We start from the raw sequence: 20,850 nt of genomic DNA, 5'->3' as shown, positions 1-20,850 counted from the left end.
AGTGGATATGTTTGAAGATGAAAGAGAAAGAATACTAAGGTGGTCAGCTTTTACAGATGAACAAGAAGTTTAGGTTACTGTTCACACGCTACTATCCCGCGAGGCGTTTTGGCATGAATATGCCAAAATCCCGAAACATTGTACAACCTTTACAAATTCGTCCATTATCATTGCTATTTTTTGGTAAAAAGAGTATACTTTAAAGCACTAAACACCAGGAGTATAAAATTATGAACACACACTCATCCGGATATTACAGCATAGACAAAGACTATAATATCCTAAGCTATAACGACACTGCCAAACAACTGTACCCCAATCTCCAGCCGGGAGTGAAATGCTATAAGGCACTTATGGGGCTTGATTCCCCATGCCCGCCCTGCCCTGTAGCACTGGGGATACAGGGGCCAAAGACCTACCTGGATCCGATCCGTCATATTTATGAGACAGTTGATGCAGTAGAGACTGTACAGCCCGATGGTAGCAGAGGACATGCACTTGTATTCAGCACAGTAGCCAAAGGAGAAAGCCTGTCAAAGTCTATTCCCACAGGTGAGAACTCTCTCCGTCTGCTGGGTGCCATCAACCTGCTTGCTTCTGACTACATGTCTGTTTATGGCGTAAACCGGGAAACCGGGAAAATCTCCGTATATCGTTCCAGATTTACTGATGCTTTTGCGGATATTAAAGATAATGCGGACTATAAGCTGTCATTTAATTTTCTCATCCAGAAATATATTCATCCGGATGAGCGTTCCTATGTGTCCAGACACCTGAATTATGAAACCCTGCTGGAAAGACTTTCTCAGGAAGCCTCTTTCAAAATCCATTTCAGGGTTGTCACAGATACTGTCCATTACTATTATCTGCTCATTGCCAGAAACGGAAACGCCGATGACTATCGGGATTTCGTAATTGCAGTGGCCTGTGAAGACAATGATGTGACAGCACGCAAAATCTATGAAAATCAGCTCCACTCTCTTCTGGCATCCATTGCCCATGCTGCCGGCTACTTTCATCTCGATCTTACAGATGATAAGATTCTGAAGATCGGAGGCACTTCTGCCCTGGCCTATAAGATAGATGCTGACGCTTCTATTGACCATTTTATTGCAGAGACTGCTGTTTTTATACCGGTATTAAAGGACAGAAACGATTTCATCAACGCATTTTGCCGCAGTTCCCTGATGAAAAGCTACGAGGACGGTCAGGTAGAGGTCACCAGAGTTTCCCGCTGTCTCTACGATGACAATATAACCAGGCTTTCCAAATATGTGACAAGACTGCTGCTCAATCCTTCCAATAACCATCTGGAAGCAATCCTCTACGGTGAGGATGTCACCAGAACACAGGAAGCCTATGAGACACAGGTAAGTATTGTCCAGACACTGAGCAGCAACTACCTGAACGTATACCTGATCAATCCCAGAGAAAAAACTCTCTCTGTGATCAAGCAGGAAGACCGCGATGTCCCTGCTCCGGACAAAAAACACAACAATACATACCCCTATGATCTTTTCCTCTCAGACTATATCCGGCAGCGTGTATATCCGGATGACCGTACAATGCTGGAAGAATCACTGGAACTGGATAATGTAATGAGTGTTTTGTCCGGTCAGTCCGAATACAAGGGGAATTACCGGATAAATGACAGGGATGGTATCCATTACTATCAGTTCCGCTTTATCAAAAACGAAGACTCCGGTATCATTGTTCTGGGATTTTTGAATGTGGACGATGTGGTGGAATCAGAAATCAGACACCAGAAGCTTCTCAAAGAAGCTCTTGATACTGCCGAACGTGCCAATGCAGAGAAATCCAATTTTCTTTCCCGTATGTCCCACGATATGCGTACGCCGTTGAATGGGATCATTGGTCTGCTGGAAATTGATAAAAAGCACGAAAATGATATCGGATTCCTGAAAAGTAATCGTGAAAAAGCATTCATTTCAGCCAGTCATCTGCTCTCTCTTATCAATGATGTACTGGATATGTCCAAGATCGAGGAGGGCGGACTTGTACTCAACCATGAACCTTTTGATCTGATCAGATATGAAAAAGAGACACAGATGCTGATTGATATGCAGGCACAGAAAAACGGCATTGATTTCACCGTTCATATCGCACCGGAGATATACGAACATCCCTTTGTATACGGCAGCCCTCTGCACCTCCGTCGTGCCATGATGAATATTTACAGTAACTGTATCAAATACAACAGAGAAAATGGGGCAATCCATACGGAGATCCATGCTCTCCCTTCCCATGATCATAAGCTGGTCTGCAGATGGACGATCTCTGATACGGGAATCGGCATCAACAAAGAATATCTGGAGAAGATCTTTGAACCCTTTACTCAGGAGAATATGGATGCCCGAAGTGTATATCATGGCACCGGACTGGGTATGAGCATTGCCAAAGCGCTATTTGAACAGATGGGTGGTACCATTGAGATTTCCAGTACTCCGGGTATCGGAAGTACTTTTGTGATCACTTTGCCATTTGAAGAGGTAGAAGAAACGGATATCTCTTTTGAGCCAGAATCTGAGCGAAACTCCATTCAGGGCATAAAGATCCTGCTGGCAGAGGATAATGAAATAAACAGAGAAGTGGCACAGGTACTCCTTGAAGAGGAAGGTGCTGTGGTAACTGCAGTATCCAATGGCAGGGAAGCTGTAAGACTTTTCTCCCGTCACCCCGAGGGGACATTTGATGTGATACTTATGGATATTATGATGCCTCTGATGGACGGATACGAGGCCACACGTCAGATCCGGAAGCTTGACAGGACGGATGCTTCTTCCATTCCCATCATCGCACTGACCGCTAATGCTTTTGCAGAGGATGTACGCCATGCACTGGACTGTGGTATGAACGCACATCTGGCCAAACCACTGGATGTAGAAAAAATGATCCATACGATTGCCTGTTACTGTTCAAGGGTATGCATAAGTCATTGTAAAAAGTGACGAATTTTTATTTTTTTATATTGTGGATAATCATGTTCAGCAGAAAAAACTGTGTTTATAGTTTTTTCTGCTGTTCCTTGTTGTGTGATACGAATCATGTTCTGTCATCAGCTTATAGCGAAGTTGTTGTTGTCGGTGCAGGAGCAGATGCAGTAGATTATAAACTGATCAGTATTTGCCATAAAGGAGATATTGTCGTATCACAGGACTACGGTGTAGCTGCAATGGCATTGGGAAAAGGTGCTTATGCTATTCATCAATCAGGTAAATGGTACACGAATGATAATATTGATCAGATGCTAATGGAACGACAGAAGCTATAAAGACTTAAAACAAAAACAGAAGAGTGCAATATCAGATAAAACATACAAAATGTACTTGAAGTTTTATCTTGAGAATCAGCGAATGCCGGATGCTACTGAAATGAATGATATATGCAAAAGGTTGTTTACGGCAGTTCAATCGCTTGCTTCTAAAACGGAATATGAAGAATTTTATAAAATTGTGGAAAAGCGTGAAAAAAGTTATGAAGAACGTATCCTAAGAGACATTCAGAGTGGAATTACACTGGAAACACCTATGGTCAAAAAACATAAGAAAACGCCGGAAGTAAGTTAGAACTGCTCTCAGGAGCATCGAGCAGCACAGAGAAATTTTGCTGAATGATATCCAGTGTTTTCTGCTTTTTCTGTAATTCCTGTTTTTCCCGGACGGTAACAGCCCGTTCAGATTCAAGATTTTCAATTTGTTTCTGGATTTTATTAGAGCTTGGGATTTTGGTAACACCGAGATCCTGAAGCTCTTTTTTTAGTGAATCGTGGAGTTGGTATTCTGCCTGATGCTTGGTCCGGTATGCTTTTGGATTTTTAGAAGATTTATAATCTTCAATTACTTTAAGGCAAAGCCGGTAAGAATCACAGTGTTTTTGAATGATTTTCTGCATGCTCAGATCACTGGTGATTTGTGCTATTCTCAGATCAGCCGCTTTAACAGAAGCATCAACATCAGAAATATGCTGCTGGAAATCTTCATAATTCAGCAGGTTATTTTCAGAAAGGTAGTTGAAGGTACGAGCCGCTTCTTTCAGGTTATTGAGTTTTGCCCATCGTTCAAAACCTTCACGATTGCCTGTTGTTACATAGGTGGAAATATTGATATACAGGCGAGCTTCTCTGGATAGGTGCCTTGGAGCTTTCGCTTTGCTACGATTTTTAGCCAGACGTATACGGACATTTTCCTTTCAGTGCTTCGTCTGCAAATTGCTGCCCTAAGCGATGGGCAGTTTCGGCATCAACTTCTCCAGGTTTGAAGGACTGGATCAGATGAAATGCCAGGTTATCACCCTTGTCCATTCCATTCTTTTTTGCCATTTCTCTTGTCATAGAAAATTCAAGATCTGCAGTTTCCGGGGAACAGCCAAAACTGGAAACTAAAAGTTTTTCATCTGTCTTATCTGGATTTGTAATATAGTCCAGTATTTTCTTGTCTGTTACTTTAATGGGGAAGATCTTAAGATACGCCATAATTCTTTCACCATCTCTTTCAATTCTTGCATTTATTCTGGATATAGATCTCCGGTGGTATTTACCTTTTTTGCAATCTGGTTGATATTTACACCAATCTTGTGTATTTCCTCATACTGTTTCTTCAGTGGAGGGGTATCGTTGCTTTCAGCGTTTTTCAATTTAGGGCAGGGTACCCTAAATTGGGATTTCCCGGAAGTGTATCCTCACTTCCTGTCCTTGCTGTTTTACCCCTCTATTAGTTAAAGTCAGGAGAACCGGGAAAATGCAAAAGAATTTGGCAGGTAGTACGGGAGTTAAAAATATGGTATGATTATGGGCAGGATATCAGAATAATCAGGAGTTGAATAAACTGTGAAGAAAGAAGAAATTTTTGAATATGTGAAGAAACAGTATGGTACGGTGCGGAGTATTTATGGGCACAATCACCAGATAATGCTGTGCTGCGACATAAGAATGGAAAATGGTATGCTGTAGTTATGAGTGTTGAAAAATGCAAACTCGGATTGGAAGAAAATGAATTTGTCGATATTATGAATGTAAAATGTGATCCGGAAATGACAAGTGTGATTATTCAGACCTTTGGATTTTTGTCAGGATACCATATGAACAAACAGCACTGGATCACAATTTTACTGGATGGATCAGTAAGTGAAGCAAAGACATTAGATTTTTTGGATATGAGTTATGACCTGATTGATGGAGCAGACAGAAAGGAAAACAAATGAGAAAAGCGATCGTATATGCATCTGTACATCATGGAAATACAGAAAAAATAGTAAAGGGAATATCAGAAGAGTGCCAGGTAGATTTGATTGATGCTGTAAAACAGCCAGATGCAGATCTGAGCAGTTATGATATGATTGGGTTTGCATCAGGAATCTATTTTTCAAAATTTCATCAGTCGATATTGAGATTTGCAGAGAAGAATCTACCGGACGATAAAAGGGTATTTCTGATCTGTACTTATGGTGGAAGTGCGAATTATAAATCCATAGAGCAGATTTTGGACAAGAAGCATTCTACAGCAATCGGAAAATTCGGATGCAAGGGCTATGACACATTTGGCCCATTTAAACTGGTGGGTGGTATAGCAAAAGGGCATCCAGATGAAAAAGATATAAAAAATGCAGTTGAGTTTGTAAAAGGACTTTAAATAGTTTAGCGAAAAAGAAAAACTGGGGAACAGTCCTCGGTTTTCTGATATTTGCGGGTCAGTCTTCAATTTGAAAAATCTCTTCTACTGGCATTTTCAGATAATGTGCCAGACGGATTGCAATTTCGAGAGAAGCATTTCGCTTACCACGCTCAATGCGTCCGATGGTATCACTGCAAGAACCGACAGCTTTTGCAAGATCCGCCTGAACGAGATTTCGTTTTTCACGGATATCTTTAAGTGTGTTGTTAATTGCCATTTTATCACTTCCTTTATTATTTTCAGCAGGAGCAGGCTAGAAGTCTGCAGTTGATCTTTAATGAAAACCAGGGATTTCTGCCCCTTTGCATTTTCCGATTACTTTCCCAAAGATTTTAAAAGAATCAGATTCATAAATCTGGATTGGATGATACTTTTCATTCAATGAAACAAGGTAAACTCCATCTGGTCCGTCATGCAGCTCTTTGATATAGGTATTGCCATTGAGATAGAAGATACCGATTTCACCGTTGGAGATACTGTCTTGTTTATGAACCCATGCAACATCTCCGGTATGATACATTGGTTCCATACTGTCACCAGATATGCGGATTCCAAAATCCGTCTTCTCAGGTGCAAGATGACAGCAGGATAGCGCATTTTGAAAGGAGTTTTTATGAGTATACGTGTACTTTTCATCTGCCACGACAGTGTTTAAGGAATGGAGCAAAAGTCTTGATTTTATTGGATTTCTTGGATGAAAGTATAGAATTTACACACTATTTATACCTTTGGAAGACCGAATCGGCTTAGTTAGAATAGTAAAGACGCAGGTTGAATCTTGCGTCTTTTTTCTTAGATTATGTGATCATATATTACTTGAAAAATTAAATAACACATGATAAATTATAAATGTGACGTAAAAAGAGTCACATTTTATAAAAAGGTGATTAATATGAAAGAATTTTTGGAAAAATCATTACAGCAAAATGTAATAATGACGGAGAATAAAGAGGTATATAAAAAGCTCCCGTTAGCATATCGTGGAAGATATAATATTTTTACGGTAGAGATGAATGGTGTATTATGGATGGCTATTCATCCCAAAGAGGATGTCGGACTTGTTATGTTACGTAGAGACAGAGCTGGCGTAGAAAAAATGACAGGATTAAACTGTGCAATATTTCTTGATCGAACTACATTTTATATAAAAGAAAAATTGATGGAAGAAGGAATTCCTTTTGTTATAGATGGAAAGCAAGTATTTCTTCCATTTATTGGTTATTTGCTGAGTAAGGAAAATGAAAGAGAATTGCCACCAGTTCATTTAATTTCATTTTTGACGCAAAAAATGCTTTTGATTGCCATTTATGAACGTTGGAATGAAGTGAGAGTATCTGATGCGGCGAAACGTTTGGAAGTGTCAACAAAATCTGCAAGTCGGTGCTTTGATGAGTTGGAATATTTAAATGTTAAGGTGTTGGGCATGAAAGGTAAATCAAGAGTTATCAATATTCCGGATGACCGAGAACAATTATGGCAGCAGATTGAGAGTGTGTTAAGAAATCCAGTGATCCGAAGATTTATATTGAGAAAAGATATGAAACTTGAAAAGAAAGCAGGTATTTCTGCTTTATGCGAGTATTCTCTTTTGTCCGATAACGCTTATCCTACCTATGCGGTAACGAAGAAAGAGCTGAAAGCTAGTGGAGTGAAAGAAGAAAAGCAAGCAAGTGAATTGGAAGAAATTGGGTGTGTTGTTTTGGAAGTTGGATATTTCACTGATTTTTTGGGAAAAGGCTTGCAGGACCCTTTGAGTGTAGTACTGTCACTGACAGAAGAAGAGCAAGAAGAGGAACGGGTAGATATTTCTATTAATGAGATGTTGGAGGAATATGTATGGTCAAGGGATTAGATACATTTCAGAAGTACTTAAAAGATTATGAAGAACAGTATGTTTTAATAGGTGGCGCAGCCTGTGATATTCTGTTTGAAAGCAATGAAGTAAATTTCAGGGCAACAAGAGATCTGGATATGGTTTTGATTATTGAAGCACTAACGCCGGAGTTTGGCGAGAAATTTTGGAAGTTTATCGTTGATGGAAAATATAGAAACAAAGCAACAAACGGTAGCAACCCTCAATTTTATAGGTTTGATAAACCAGAAGACGATGAATTTCCGAAAATGATCGAATTGTTTTGTAGAAGTGATTTTAAACTAAAAAATGCGAAAGGAATTACTCCAATTCATATTGATGATGAAGTCTCCAGTTTATCAGCAATCCTTTTGAATGATGATTACTATAAGGCACTACTCAATGGAAAAGAAGTGAGAAATGGACTTTCTGTTTTAAGGCCAGAATATATCATTCTTTTTAAAGCAAAAGCATATCTTGATTTACAAAAGCGAAAAGATTTAGGCGAAAAAGTGGATTCTAGTGACATAAAGAAGCATAAAAAAGATGTTTTGCGTATTGCTTCGGAACTTATGCTTGAAAAAACAGAAGAATTGCCGGTAGCAGTAGATGCCGATATACATAGCTTTATTGATTCATTGGAGCTAGAACCATTTGATCAAAATTCATTGAAAAGATATGGGCTGAAAAACGAGGATGTTGTTGAATTATTGAAGCAAGTATTTGGATAAAAATGTGATGTGTTATACAGTTAATTTGTAACCCATTTTACACCTTTTGCTGACGATATTATGCAAAAATAAACCAGGTTATGCCAGAAAGCAAAAATTTACAAAGGCTCACAAAGCCCGAAATACCAAGAAAAACTAAGAAATGCGAGGTTATGCAACAATGATAAAAATACTATTTGTTTGCCAAGGCAATATTTAATGTATGTTGCGAAAGCCTTGATTTTATGTAGTTTTCTAGATAGAAAGGAATAGTTTACACCTTATTTATACCTTTGGAAGATCGGATCGGAATGGTTGTTACAATTCATTTGAAAAAAAAGAATACTACACTCAAAATCAATCGTAAAAATTTGCGGTTGATTTTTTTCGTGTTTATACATATTAGTGCTAGAAAGCCCATTAAAATCTTTGATTATCCAAACTTTGATACATTAGGAAATTAGTGCTTTTTAGTGCAAAGTAATGTGTGAAATGTAGTCATTGAAAAAGCGCTAAGTTTGTAGCAAAGAAGAATTCAATTGAAAGTATTCGCTTGATGGAATATAATTAAATTAAGTTTTTATACATTTTTGGAGGAAAACACATGGAATATTTAACTTCGGCGGAATGTGCAGAAAAGTGGAATGTATCCCAAAGATGGGTGGCTATATATTGCAAGAAAGGCAGAATTGAAGGAGCCATTCAGAAAGGCAGAATGTGGTTCATTCCAGTTGGAACAGAAAAACCGATAGACCCACGTAAGGCCAAAAAGCTTAAACAGAAAAAAAGTAATTAATTTCGGAGGATATAGATAAATGGATAAGGCAAGTATTAAGAAGCTGGAAGCAGATTTGTGGGAGTCTGCGGATCTCCTGCGTGCGGGATCAAAACTTACATCGAATCAATACTGTATGCCCGTATTGGGACTGCTGTTCTTAAGATATGCACATAGCAGATACAAAATGGTTGAGGAAGAGATATTAAAGGATAGACCGGTAAGAAATGGTCGTAAGATGCCAGTAGAGGCAAGTGATTTCACGGCTAAGAGTGCATTGTTCCTTCCTAAAAAGGCACAGTTTGATTATTTGGTAAATCTTCCGGAGAATATTGTTTCTCTGGGACTATTAAATGTATCCGGACAGACCATGGGAAGTCTGGGGGAAGTGGTGAATAATGCCATGGAATTGGTGGAACAGCAGAGTGATCAGCTTACAGGTGTTCTTCCTAAAAGCTACACCGATTTCTCGGATGAGCTTCTTGGTGAACTGCTCAGAATCTTTAATAACAACGCTTTGGATGAAGTGGGTGGAGATGTAATCGGACGTATCTATGAGTACTTTCTGAATAAATTTGCAAAAAACATTGCGTCTGACGATGGTGTATTCTTTACCCCAAAATCACTGGTAAAAATGATTGTAAATATCCTTGAACCAAAGAACGGAATACTTTTGGACCCGGCATGTGGATCAGGCGGTATGTTTGTGCAGACTGGTGATTTCGTAAATGAGACTGGACTTCAGGCTAATAAGAGTATGACTTTTTATGGACAGGAGAAGGTAGAATATAATGCTAAGCTCTGCCTTATGAATATGGCGGTTCATGGACTTACCGGTATAATCAAATCTGGTGATGAAGCAAACAGTTTTTATCATGATGCCCATCATCTGGAAGGCAAGTGTAACTATGTTATGGCAAATCCACCGTTTAATGTAGATAAGGTAAAGGCAGAAACAGCAGCCAATGCTGGAAGACTGCCTTTTGGTGTGCCAAAGGAAAACAAAAATAAGGAAATAGGAAATGCAAACTATCTTTGGATTTCTTATTTCTATGCATATCTGAATGAGACAGGTCGTGCAGGTTTTGTTATGGCTTCTTCTGCAACAGACAGTCAGGGACGGGATAAAGAGATTCGTGAAAAACTGGTGAAGACAGGTCATGTGGATGTAATGGTTTCTGTAGGCAATAACTTCTTTTATACGAAGGGCCTGCCATGTTCTCTATGGTTCTTTGATAAAGGAAAGGCTGAGGAACTGAAGGATAAGGTTCTGTTTATAGATGCCAGAAATTATTATACCGTAGTAGACCGCACTTTGAATGAGTGGAACGAGTGGCAGTTAAAGAATCTGAATGCCATAGTATGTCTGTATCGTGGAGAAAAGGACAAGTATACAGCTTTATTAGAGGAATATAGAAAAATTCTGGGACAGGCGATTCCTTTTGAGGAGACTCTGCATCTTTTAAAGAATGAATTAAAGGATTTGCAGAAGAAAGCAAAGCTGGAAATAGAACAGGCTGATAGAAAGGATAAAAAACGAATTCAGGCTAAATATGATGAAATGATAGCTGCAAAAAATGATGAGATTACTGTGGCTAAGGAAGCAGTCTGGATTTATGAGAAATTTGGTGAAGGAGAATATAAAGACATCCTGGGGCTTTGCAAAGTGGCAAGTTTGTCGGAAATTGAAGAAAAAGGATGGTCTCTTACTCCCGGTGCTTATGTAGGTGTAGCTCCGGCTGAAGATGATGATGTTGACTTTGAAGAAAGAATGGCTGAAATCCATCGGGAATTATTATCATTACAGGCTGAGTCCAATGATTTGATGGATACCATTTCAAAGAATATGAAGGAGATGGGGGTATGAGTTGGACGAGAGTAAAACTGGGTGATATAGCTGAGTTTGGCAATGGATTAAATTTTGGAAAAGAAGCGTATTCTAAAGGTATAAAACTTATTGGGGTATCTAATTTTAGAAATCGTTTTTACCCGGATTATAAAGAACTTGAGGAAGTAAAAGAAGATATTGTTCGTCAAAATGATTTACTTGTTGATGGAGATATTGTTTTTGTAAGGTCAAACGGTAACAAGGAATTAGTAGGAAGATGTATGTTGATACAGAATCCACCGACAAAGATTACATTTTCAGGGTTTTGCATCAGAGCACGTTTAAAGGATTTAGAAAAGCATGACCCGGTTTTTTGGGCATACCATTTTAAAAATCAAGGTTTTAGAAAAGCAATGTCGGGAACTGCAATTGGTGCGAATATCCAAAATCTTAGTCAAGGAAGATTGGCAGTGTATGAAGCAGAAGTGCCTGATATAGGGACGCAGCATCGGATTGCTAATGTGTTATCTACATATGACAAATTAATTTATAATAATGAAAAACAAATTAAACTTCTCGAAGAGGTAACCCAGCGCCTATACAAGGAATGGTTTGTTGATTTGAGATTTCCTGGATATGAGAATTGCAAAATTGTGGATGGAATTCCGGAAAGCTGGATCCAGAAAAAAATATCTGATTTGGGAGAAATCATAACAGGAAAAACACCTTCTACCTCTAAAGAACAGTATTATGGAGGCAATATTCCTTTTATAAAAATACCTGATATGCATGGTTGTGTTTTTCCTATAACTACAGAGGTTACTTTAACTAATGAGGGGGCAAACACGCAAAAGAATAAGTATATTCCAAAGAACGGAATCATGGTTTCTTGTATTGCAACAGTTGGTTTAGTGAATATTGCAATTGAACTATGTCAAACAAATCAGCAGATTAATTCTATTATTCTAAATAATGAGCAAGATTTATATTATGTATATTCATCAATGAAGCGGTTGAAAGAATTGCTAGAAGGTGTTGGTAGTAATGGAGCCACAATGACTAATGTAAATAAAACTAAGTTTGGAAATATTGAAGTGGTATATCCAAACGATGAACTTAGGAAACTATATTACGATTATTGCAAACCAATATTTGAGAAGATATATGTACTGAGCAGAAACATAAAAAAACTATCTCAAGTGAGAGATTGTTTATTACCAAAACTTATCAGTGGAGAAATCGAGGTGTAAATTATTTTGAAGGATTTTGAACATAAAGATTATTTTGATGCCAGATTATGTTTCCATGGCGATGAAGAGAAAGTTGTCGCCATACTGGATTCTTATGCTCAAAATCAAATTGATTTGACAAATATAAACAAGGTATTTGAGCTTTATCATACAAAATTATTTTTCGAAATCGTTTCTGAAATCCCTGGGTGGACGGAAGAAAAATATAGCGAGCACAAAAGAAAAACATTGAAATTAAATAATGTTGTTCATGAGTTTTTCAAGTCAATTACAGAGGATAATATTGTCGCAATTTTTGATGAATGCTATGTGAGTTATTGGGACGACTTTAGAGATTTCTTTTATAAGTTTAAGACTTACACATGTATTTCCAGAAAAAAGATATGTGATGTATTAAAAGGGCTTCATTGGAATACGTTTCAAATATTGCAGGACAAGTCGTTTGTTGAATACTTTGACAAAGAAATTACACTTTTGCTTGAAGAGCAGACATATGGTTTACACTTTATTGTTTCTCATTATTTAGAGGAACATGAGAAAGCGCAAAAGGTATATATTCCAAGGAGTTTTACCGTAGATAAGAGAGTTAAGTTGATAGAGGCTTATCTTAAGGGGGAAGATGTTAATCCAAATATCTTGCAGCTTATCATAAATGCAAAATATACTCCTGAATTACCAATAAGTCCTAAAATGAAAAAAATGGCAGACCAGAGAAATACAGAATTTTGGAATAGTAATAAGTCTGCATTTACACATGAATATGGATTTTGTGTGTCGTTTGGTCCATATGAAAATGTAAAAAATATTCGAAATGAAAATGGAAAATGGACATTAGAATATGATACTGGATGGATAAAAAGTAATACCGACTATCCAACGTTGCTTAATAATTTTATATATTTGTTTGAATATACCGATAGCCAGACCAGATGTACGTACGCATCAAATAATTATGGTAAAAGTGCTCTGTCTGATTTCTTTTCAGTCAGAGGTAAAGGAATGTATAAAAAGGGAACAGCGTTTGATATGTTGGAATCGTTGTCCGATATTCAAATGGCGGGATATGTTAAGCAATTGAATGTTCTTGGTATTAATATTGAGAATGTCATAAAATGGTTTTTTGAAAGTTATTTGTTTGAGGAGTTTGGAATTAGAAATTTTACGTGTAACATGCCAAAACCAAATGACAGCATTTTGAGTAAATGCAAGACATTAGCATCTGCTATTGATGGTGTATTAAGCAAATACAAAATGTTCTGTGATGATGGAGAAATAGATTTGGACTTATTTAGGTATATTACTGATTCACCGCGAATAAAGGATGTCCCCAGTTTGATTAAGAATAAATACTGTTACGCAAATAGTGATGATATTACTAAAGAAATGAACTTTATGTTTTCTGATCAGAATATGCTTGCATATACAGAAAAGACAGGCTCCCAATATGATAATATGGTTCAACTCGTTTTGAATGAAGAAATAGGGATTGCAGATTGTCAACCATATAATCAAGAGGCCATAAAATGGTTGATTGAAAGAGGAGTAATATATCTTGAAGATGAAGTTATTAAATGTCAAAAAGAAAGAGTACTTCTATTAAAAGAACTTTATGAGAAAAATGTGATTTCAATGCAGTATATGAAATCTCCAATACTTAAAGAATTGATTGCTAAAGGAGAAATCGTAACTGACAATAAACTGTTAACCAAACCGGAATATCAATACTTTGACTATTTATTAAATAATTCTGAGTTTAGCGATGGAAAAGCTATCAGAAATAGATATATACATGACTCGATTATCACTGACGAAAAAACTATGACTACGGATTATTATACCTTTTTAAAAGTTATGATAATGATGATCATAAAGATAAATGACGATTGTTGTCTTAACGAGATGATAAAGGAGGAGGGGGATTTCTATGAGCTATGACTATTCAGAAAACATTTTAGTTCAAGAAAGCGCAGGACATCTGCTTGCTGATGAACTGGGCTGGCAGGTAGAACTTGCTTATAATAAGGAAATCCTTGGAACAAATGGGACTTTTGGAAGAAGCTCTTACAAGGATATTCTTTTGGTACGTTATTTTCAAAAGGCTATTCGTACGCTTAATCCATGGATTACGGACGTTCAGGTGGTAGAAGCCCAGGGTACCTTAGAAAAGTATCTTTCCTCCGCACCATTGATGCAGATTAATGAAGAAAAATATGCATATATCCGAGATGGAATTCCGGTTACAGAGAAAAAGCCAAATGGCCAGATGGAAGAAAAGCGAGCAATGATTATTGATTTTCAGCATCCGGACGATATGGAGCGGAATCATTTTTTAGCGGTAAAGGAAATGAAAATTTACGGTGATCTATATCGTCGCCGAACCGATATTGTTGGTTTTGTAAATGGCATTCCCCTTCTTTTTATTGAATTGAAAAAGAACTCTGTGGATGTTCAGAATGCGTATACAGACAACTATACAGATTATTTGGATACCATTCCACAGTTATTTTATTATAATGCATTTCTGATGTTATCCAATGGTGTGGAAGCTAAGGTTGGTACCTTGGGAAGTAAGTATGAATTTTTCCATGAGTGGAAGAGACTATCCGAACAGGAGCAGGGCAGTGTAGCCCTAGAAACAATGCTGCGCGGAATTTGCAAGAAAGAGAACTTCCTGGACCTTTTGGAGAATTTTATTCTTTTTGATCACTCCGGAGGTAAAACAGTTAAAATTCTTGCGAGAAACCACCAGTATCTTGGTGTAAATGAAGCAGTCAAGGCTTATGAGGCACGTAAGCTGAATAATGGTAAGCTGGGTGTGTTTTGGCATACGCAAGGCTCCGGTAAAAGCTATTCTATGGTTTTTCTGTCCCAGAAGATTCGCAGAAAGTTTGCAGGATCTCCTACCATTGTTATTCTTACGGACCGTGAAGAGTTGAATTTCCAGATTTCAGATACCTTTGAAAATTGTGGATTATTGGGCAAAACTAAGGCATCCAAGTTTATAGCGACAAGCGGAGAGGATTTAATCAATAAGTTAAATGGAAATCCGAGTTTTATCTTTACTTTGATACAGAAATTTAATAAGAAAGTGGACGAGCCAATCATTCCGGATTACGATATTATTATCATGTCTGATGAAGCTCATAGAAGCCAGTATGGAGTTTTTGCCGACAATATGGTTGGATTGTTGCCTACTGCTTCCAGAATCGGATTTACCGGCACACCGCTTCTTTCTAATGATAATATTACGGAGCGAACCTTTGGTGGATATATTTCCATTTATGACTTTAAGCGTGCGGTAGAAGATAAGGCGACCGTTCCTCTATATTATGAAAATCGAGGAGAAAAGATTCTGGATATCCATAATCCAGATATTACGGACAAGATTCTTGACGCCATTGAAGCTGCGGATATGGATCCGGTGCAGGAGGAGAAGCTGGAACACGAATTTGAAAAAGAAATACATTTGCTTACTGCTGAGCCGAGACTTAAGTCTATAGCTAGGGATTTTGTGTCACATTATTCTGATTTGTGGACCAGTGGCAAGGCCATGTTTGTCTGCCTGAATAAAGTTACCTGCGTGCGAATGTATGATCTTGTGCAGAAATATTGGCAGGACGATATTAAGAATTTAGAAAAGCAGATACAGACCGCATCACAACAGGAAGTCCAGGAATTGGAGAGAAAACTGAAATGGATGAAGGAAACGGAGATGGCAGTTGTTATCTCGCAGGAACAGAATGAAATTCAGACCTTCAAAAAATGGAATCTGGATATCAAGTATCATCGTGAAAAGATGGAAAAGCGGGAGTTAGATAAGGAATTCAAGGATAAAGATAATCCGCTGAGAGTAGTATTTGTCTGCGCAATGTGGCTTACCGGTTTTGACGTGAAGTGTTTGTCATGCCTGTATTTGGATAAGCCACTTAAGGCACACACTCTTATGCAGACCATTGCCCGAGCAAATCGCGTGGCAGAAGGCAAGAGCAATGGACTTATTATTGATTACATAGGTATTGTTAAAGCTCTGAGAAAGGCACTTGCTGATTATACCGCCAATGTGGGTGATGGAAGTACTGACCCGACGATAGACAAGGGCGAGCTGATAGAAAGAGTGCTTGAAACTATTGCTGTGGCCACTGAATTTTTGAAGTCTAAAAAGTTTGATTTGGATGATCTGATATATGCAAAGGATTTTGCAAAGATTTCTTTACTACTGACAGCAGCTAATGCAGTATCCGACTCCAGGGAATCAAAGAAACAGTTTATGACATACGGTAATGAACTTAATCGTATGATGAAATATCTGGATCGTGATGATATTTCCAAGGCAGACCGTGAAAGGAAAGATGCCATTATTGCTATCTTTGATGAATTAAAGAAAAAAAAGAAGCATGTTGATAATACAGATATCATGGTGCAGATTAACGGAATTCTGGGTGATTATATCGTGATTGAGAGAACACCGGATGATCGTGGAGTTGCAAAACGTTTTGATATCAGCAAAATTGACTTTGATTTATTGCGGAGAGAGTTTGCTCGAATTAAAAAGAAAAATCTGGCATTCATGGATTTGGATGAATTGATTCAAGTCAGGCTGGATGCCATGATGAGGGAGAATCCTCGCAGAGTGGATTATTACATACGGTATCAGCAGATTATTGAGGAATATAATTCGGAGCAGGATAGGGCTAATATTGAAAAGACATTTATGGAACTGATGAATCTGGCAAATTCCATGAATGAAGAGGAACAGCGCTATGTTCGTGAAGGATTCAGCAGCGATGAAGAACTTTCTATGTATGATATGCTTTTTGATGAAAATCTTTCCAAAGAGGATATCAAGAAAATTAAGAAGATTGCTGTAGATTTGTTGGATAAGATTAAAATAAAGATAGCAGAGCTGGATCACTGGACTGACAAGCAGGAGACCAAGGCTGAGGTAGACACATTGATTGGAAAGATTCTGTGGGAAGAATTGCCGGAAAGTTATTCAGATCAGAGAATATTTGAATATCGCAAGCTGATATTTGAGTATGTGTTTATGAGATATAAGCAGGTGGCGTAAATAAAATAATTGGCAGAAACAAGTTAGAGAGGGCGCACTTCTATATCTATTTGGCAATAGATATGGGGTGTGTCTTTTATAAGTATTTTTCTTATGGTTACGGCCGGTGTCCTTTACGGTTTGTATAGATTGCAATATATAGGACATCGGAAAAGGTCCTGAATTCATGAATGCGAAATCTGTACGAATGGGAGAACTGAAGGACATGGCGAATAATATTAGGAGGCTCGACCGGGTTTTTGTAGAAACATTTTCTTAGAGAATGGCCGTAGGATAATATCCAAATATTACAAATTGATTTGCTGAGGAGAAAATACCAGAGCAAGATCCACCCGTGTATTACAGTATTGTCATTTTGACAATTTTGTATTACTTACGAGTAGCAGACCTTGATGGGGATTACGTCCCCATACCCACGTGAAAATATAATTGCTGGCAATTACATTTTAGCAGACACGCAAGCGTTTCTGAGTAAGCATCACGGACAACAAAATAATGAAATTTTGATAAGGCATTCACCTGGAATAGGTGGGTGTTTTTTTGTTTTTAAGTATTCAATTAACCGAAAAAGAAAAAAATCTCCTCAGGGGGCTGTAAATATGTCTCTCAGCGTTTCGTATTATGTAAGAACATTTTTTTGCAGGAAAAAATAAAAAATTCCTATCAGGAGCCTGTATTTATGCCCTTCATCTTTTGAATATGTGTAAGGACATTTTTGAGCTGGCATAAAAATGATTTTTACAATAATTAGAAAAAGAAATGAGGCGAGAAAAGAATGAAATATGAATACATGAAGGAGTCAGAGCAGATGCTTCAGTACTTCCAGTTTCCGAAGTTTTTGCTAAAACTGCGCATTTCTCAAAATGCAAAATTTCTTTATATGATTTTGTATGACCGGGCACGGATATCGAGAAAGAATAGCTGGATAGACAAGTATGGAAATGTTTATCTGATATTTCCAATAGATGAATTGTCTGTTCAAATCGGCAAATGCAAGTCTTCTGTAAAAACAGCATTGAAGGAATTAGATGATGTGGGACTATTAGTTCGCAGGTCTGGTGGATTTTCAAAACCCAATCATTTATATGTGAGAATTCCATCTGATGAGATAGGTTTACAGCCGGTTGACAATAATACGGATGAAAAGATGGCTATAACAGAGTCGGAAAAGCAACCTTCATCTGGTCATAAAAATGGCTGTGCAGGAGTCGGAAATATGGCACCTAGTAAAGTAACTGAGAAATATAAAAGAAATAAATATCATGAAGTAAATTATTGCTATGGAGAAGGAGAGAGTTTGTGATGAGAGAAGAAGATACCGTATGTGTAGGCAGTGATGGCTTGCAATATTGCAAAGTCTGTGGGGAAGCGAAAGAAGCTTATTTTCCAAATGGTGGATTCATGGGGCTGAGGAAACATTCCAGACAATGTGCCTGTGACAGAAAAGCAAATGAAGAAGAACGAAAATATTTTAAAGATAAAGAGCACCGGGAATTAGTCAGTAGAAATACGAGCATCTGTTTTGACGAGAGCAGAATGGAAGAGTGGACATTTGAAAATGCAGATATGTCAGATGCGGTAATGCATAAGGCAAAAAATTATGTTGATAACTGGGAAGAAATGAAAAGAAATCATATGGGTTGTTTGTTCTGGGGACCAGTTGGCACTGGAAAAAGTTATATTGCCGGGTGCATTGCCAATGAACTTTTGAAGCGGGAAGTAACGGTAAAGATGACAAATTTTAATACCATTATCGATGATATATTTCCGCTCGCAGATAAAACGGAATATATCAATGCATTGGCTTCTTATCAGCTTTTAATTATTGATGATCTTGGAGTAGAACGAAATTCGGAGTATGCATTAGGAATTATTTTCGGTGTTATAGATCGCAGAATCCGTTCAGGACGACCTTTGATCATCACAACTAATCTTCCGCTAAAAGAAATAAAAAGTGAGACCACGTTAGATAAAAGGCGTATTTATGATCGCATTTTAGAAATGTGTACGCCAATGTATGTTGGAGGTGCAAGTAAGCGAGAAGTGATTGCGAGTATGAAAATGGAGAAAGCGAAAAAGTTACTTGATACCAACGGAGGGGAGGAGAAATGCGTATGAATAATACTGACAGAACGATACCTGTATGGAAGAAATATTCTTTAAATGTTTCCGAAGCAGCAGAATATTATGGAATTGGCGAGAAGAGATTAAGACAAATTGCAGGTGAAAATGAGGGAGCGGATTTTATTTTGGAAGTTGGTTCACACATCCGATTTAAAAGAAAATTATTTGAAGAGTACCTGGACACAACCGGCACAGTTTAAGTCATAAGAACTGCAAAAATAGCGTTGAAAATAATGTTTATTTTATCTTAGCGAAGAGAATGTCTTGTGTTATAATGAACACACCGAGATGGTCTTCCAAGTTAAATGAACATTTGATGAAGGAGACGAAAATATTATGAGTGAAAAAAGGAGAGATCATAGAGGACGTATATTACACAATGGAGAAATACAGTTATCTGATGGCAGATATCGATTTAAGTATATCGATGAGATGGGAAAGGAACGCTGTGTATATAGCTGGCGATTAGACCGTAACGATGCAACTCCGAAAGGAAAGCGTCGTACATTGTCGCTTCGAGAGATGGAGAAGAAAATCCAGGCAGATCACTTTGAACAGATTGCAGCAAATGGCGGCAATATGACGGTGCTGGAATTGGTTGAAAAATATACTTCAACGAAAACCGGTGTCAGACCAACAACGGTTGCAGGATACGGAACAGTTCTGAATCTATTGAAGAAAGATCCGTTTGGCAAAAGAAGAATTGATACAGTTCGAATTTCAGATGCCAAATGTTGGCTGATACATCTTCAGCAGGTAGAAAAGAAAAGCTATAGTTCCATTCATTCGATCCGTGGAGTTCTTCGTCCGGCATTTCAGCTGGCGGTGGACGATGATCTGATCAGGAAGAATCCATTTCAGTTTCAGCTAATGGAAGTGATTGTGAATGACAGTGTGACTAGAGAAGCAATCAGCAGAGCGGAGGAACGTAAGTTTTTACAATTTGTAAAGGATGATGCACATTTCAGTAAATACTATGAAGGTATTTATATATTGTTTAAGACGGGGCTTCGCATCTCAGAATTCTGTGGACTGACGATTTCTGATATTGATTTTAAAGAGCATACGATTAATATTGATCATCAATTGCAGAAAAAATCAAAAATCGGATATTATATTCAAGAAACAAAGACAACCAGTGGAACAAGAAAGATACCTATGACTGCGGATGTGGAGGAATGTTTTAGAAAGATTGTAGAAAAACGAAATCCACCGAAAGCAGAACCTATGGTGAATGGAAAAGCAGGATTTCTATACTTTGATAAAAACGGGAGTATCTGTTATTCTCTGCACTGGGAGCATTATTTTAAGCATATTGTTCAGAAGTACAATAATATTTACAAAGTCCAGATGCCGAATATTACTCCACATGTATGCAGACATACTTATTGTTCCATTATGGCAAAATCAGGGATGAATCCGAAGACATTACAGTACCTTATGGGTCACTCAGACATCAGTGTAACGCTGAATACATATACGCACGTAAATCTTGAAGATGCCAGAGAAGAAGTTGCCCGGCTGCGGATTGTGTAATTACGATTTTCGATTAA

At 37.8% G+C, this 20,850-nt stretch carries 18 protein-coding genes and 3 pseudogenes; 16 read left to right on the top strand and 5 right to left on the bottom strand.

What is annotated here, in order from left to right:
- Positions 1 to 230: 230 nt before the first annotated feature.
- From LQE94_RS02605 to LQE94_RS02595, 3 genes and pseudogenes are all read left to right on the top strand, one after another.
- Positions 231 to 2,969, top strand: a complete 2,739-nt coding sequence (locus tag LQE94_RS02605; protein WP_240576920.1) for a response regulator — start codon at positions 231 to 233, stop codon at positions 2,967 to 2,969.
- Positions 2,970 to 3,043: 74 nt separating this feature from the next.
- A pseudogene (locus tag LQE94_RS02600) lies at positions 3,044 to 3,280 on the top strand (DUF188 domain-containing protein); the annotation flags it as partial.
- A 112-nt stretch (positions 3,281 to 3,392) separates the two neighbouring features.
- Positions 3,393 to 3,587, top strand: a complete 195-nt coding sequence (locus LQE94_RS02595) for a hypothetical protein (protein WP_240576919.1) — start codon at positions 3,393 to 3,395, stop codon at positions 3,585 to 3,587.
- Here the strand turns inward: LQE94_RS02595 and LQE94_RS16505 are convergent.
- The 3 genes and pseudogenes from LQE94_RS16505 to mobC form a co-directional block, all read right to left on the bottom strand.
- Entirely contained in the window at positions 3,553 to 3,912 is a 360-nt protein-coding gene (locus LQE94_RS16505; RefSeq protein WP_240576918.1) for a hypothetical protein, read from the bottom strand. The two genes, LQE94_RS02595 and LQE94_RS16505, sit on opposite strands and share 35 nt — an antisense overlap.
- 280 nt (positions 3,913 to 4,192) lie before the next feature.
- Positions 4,193 to 4,492: pseudogene (locus tag LQE94_RS16500) on the bottom strand (relaxase/mobilization nuclease domain-containing protein); the annotation flags it as partial.
- A gap of 32 nt (positions 4,493 to 4,524) precedes the next feature.
- Complete coding sequence (mobC, locus tag LQE94_RS02580) at positions 4,525 to 4,653, bottom strand: plasmid mobilization relaxosome protein MobC (RefSeq protein WP_240576916.1); 129 nt, start codon at positions 4,651 to 4,653, stop codon at positions 4,525 to 4,527.
- A gap of 193 nt (positions 4,654 to 4,846) precedes the next feature.
- On the opposite strand from mobC, the pseudogene LQE94_RS02575 reads away from it, so the two are divergent.
- Both LQE94_RS02575 and LQE94_RS02570 read left to right on the top strand, forming a co-directional pair.
- Positions 4,847 to 5,220 (top strand): annotated as a pseudogene (locus tag LQE94_RS02575) (MmcQ/YjbR family DNA-binding protein).
- Positions 5,217 to 5,648 (top strand): flavodoxin family protein, encoded by a 432-nt coding sequence (locus LQE94_RS02570; protein WP_118737031.1) that lies wholly within the window; start codon positions 5,217 to 5,219, stop codon positions 5,646 to 5,648. Before LQE94_RS02575 ends, LQE94_RS02570 begins: the two are co-directional and overlap by 4 nt.
- Positions 5,649 to 5,706: 58 nt before the next feature.
- Here the strand turns inward: LQE94_RS02570 and LQE94_RS02565 are convergent, their stop codons facing one another.
- Positions 5,707 to 5,907 carry a helix-turn-helix transcriptional regulator gene (locus LQE94_RS02565; protein ID WP_118737030.1) on the bottom strand — a complete coding sequence of 67 codons (201 nt, stop codon included), beginning with the start codon at positions 5,905 to 5,907 and terminating at the stop codon, positions 5,707 to 5,709.
- A 57-nt stretch (positions 5,908 to 5,964) separates the two neighbouring features.
- A complete protein-coding gene (locus tag LQE94_RS02560) occupies positions 5,965 to 6,333 on the bottom strand; it encodes a S24 family peptidase (protein WP_240576915.1) in 369 nt (122 codons plus the stop codon).
- A 249-nt stretch (positions 6,334 to 6,582) separates the two neighbouring features.
- Here LQE94_RS02560 and LQE94_RS02555 point away from each other — a divergent pair, with 249 nt between their 5' ends.
- The 11 genes from LQE94_RS02555 to LQE94_RS02505 all read left to right on the top strand — a co-directional run bounded on the left by LQE94_RS02555 (position 6,583) and on the right by LQE94_RS02505 (position 20,833).
- Entirely contained in the window at positions 6,583 to 7,542 is a 960-nt protein-coding gene (locus LQE94_RS02555; protein WP_118737029.1) for a hypothetical protein, read from the top strand.
- Positions 7,527 to 8,273 (top strand): hypothetical protein, encoded by a 747-nt coding sequence (locus LQE94_RS02550; protein ID WP_118737028.1) that lies wholly within the window; start codon positions 7,527 to 7,529, stop codon positions 8,271 to 8,273. The genes LQE94_RS02555 and LQE94_RS02550 overlap by 16 nt, the downstream gene beginning before the upstream one ends.
- A gap of 583 nt (positions 8,274 to 8,856) precedes the next feature.
- Complete coding sequence (locus tag LQE94_RS02545; protein WP_240576914.1) at positions 8,857 to 9,048, top strand: helix-turn-helix domain-containing protein; 192 nt, start codon at positions 8,857 to 8,859, stop codon at positions 9,046 to 9,048.
- A 19-nt stretch (positions 9,049 to 9,067) separates the two neighbouring features.
- Complete coding sequence (locus tag LQE94_RS02540; protein WP_240576913.1) at positions 9,068 to 10,894, top strand: class I SAM-dependent DNA methyltransferase; 1,827 nt, start codon at positions 9,068 to 9,070, stop codon at positions 10,892 to 10,894.
- Positions 10,891 to 12,105 carry a restriction endonuclease subunit S gene (locus LQE94_RS02535; protein ID WP_240576912.1) on the top strand — a complete coding sequence of 405 codons (1,215 nt, stop codon included), beginning with the start codon at positions 10,891 to 10,893 and terminating at the stop codon, positions 12,103 to 12,105. Before LQE94_RS02540 ends, LQE94_RS02535 begins: the two co-directional genes overlap by 4 nt.
- A gap of 6 nt (positions 12,106 to 12,111) precedes the next feature.
- Entirely contained in the window at positions 12,112 to 14,040 is a 1,929-nt protein-coding gene (locus LQE94_RS02530) for a hypothetical protein (RefSeq protein ID WP_240576911.1), read from the top strand.
- Positions 14,030 to 17,173: a type I restriction endonuclease subunit R gene (locus tag LQE94_RS02525; RefSeq protein ID WP_240576910.1), complete on the top strand. Its 3,144-nt coding sequence runs from the start codon at positions 14,030 to 14,032 to the stop codon at positions 17,171 to 17,173. Before LQE94_RS02530 ends, LQE94_RS02525 begins: the two co-directional genes overlap by 11 nt.
- Positions 17,174 to 17,948: 775 nt before the next feature.
- Entirely contained in the window at positions 17,949 to 18,476 is a 528-nt protein-coding gene (locus LQE94_RS02520) for a replication initiator protein A (protein ID WP_240576909.1), read from the top strand.
- A complete protein-coding gene (locus LQE94_RS02515) occupies positions 18,476 to 19,291 on the top strand; it encodes an ATP-binding protein (protein WP_240576908.1) in 816 nt (271 codons plus the stop codon). Before LQE94_RS02520 ends, LQE94_RS02515 begins: the two co-directional genes overlap by 1 nt.
- Positions 19,288 to 19,497, top strand: a complete 210-nt coding sequence (locus LQE94_RS02510) for a MerR family transcriptional regulator (RefSeq protein ID WP_240576907.1) — start codon at positions 19,288 to 19,290, stop codon at positions 19,495 to 19,497. Before LQE94_RS02515 ends, LQE94_RS02510 begins: the two co-directional genes overlap by 4 nt.
- Positions 19,498 to 19,633: 136 nt before the next feature.
- Positions 19,634 to 20,833, top strand: coding sequence for a site-specific integrase (locus LQE94_RS02505; RefSeq protein ID WP_240576906.1), 1,200 nt, complete (start codon positions 19,634 to 19,636; stop codon positions 20,831 to 20,833).
- Positions 20,834 to 20,850 lie beyond the last annotated feature (17 nt).

Origin of the sequence: Mediterraneibacter sp. NSJ-151, assembly GCF_022487435.1 — a bacterium.
GTDB lineage: Bacteria > Bacillota > Clostridia > Lachnospirales > Lachnospiraceae > Schaedlerella > Schaedlerella hominis.
Note: the sequence above shows the minus strand (reverse complement) of the source record. Positions and strands in the feature narration are given on the sequence as shown.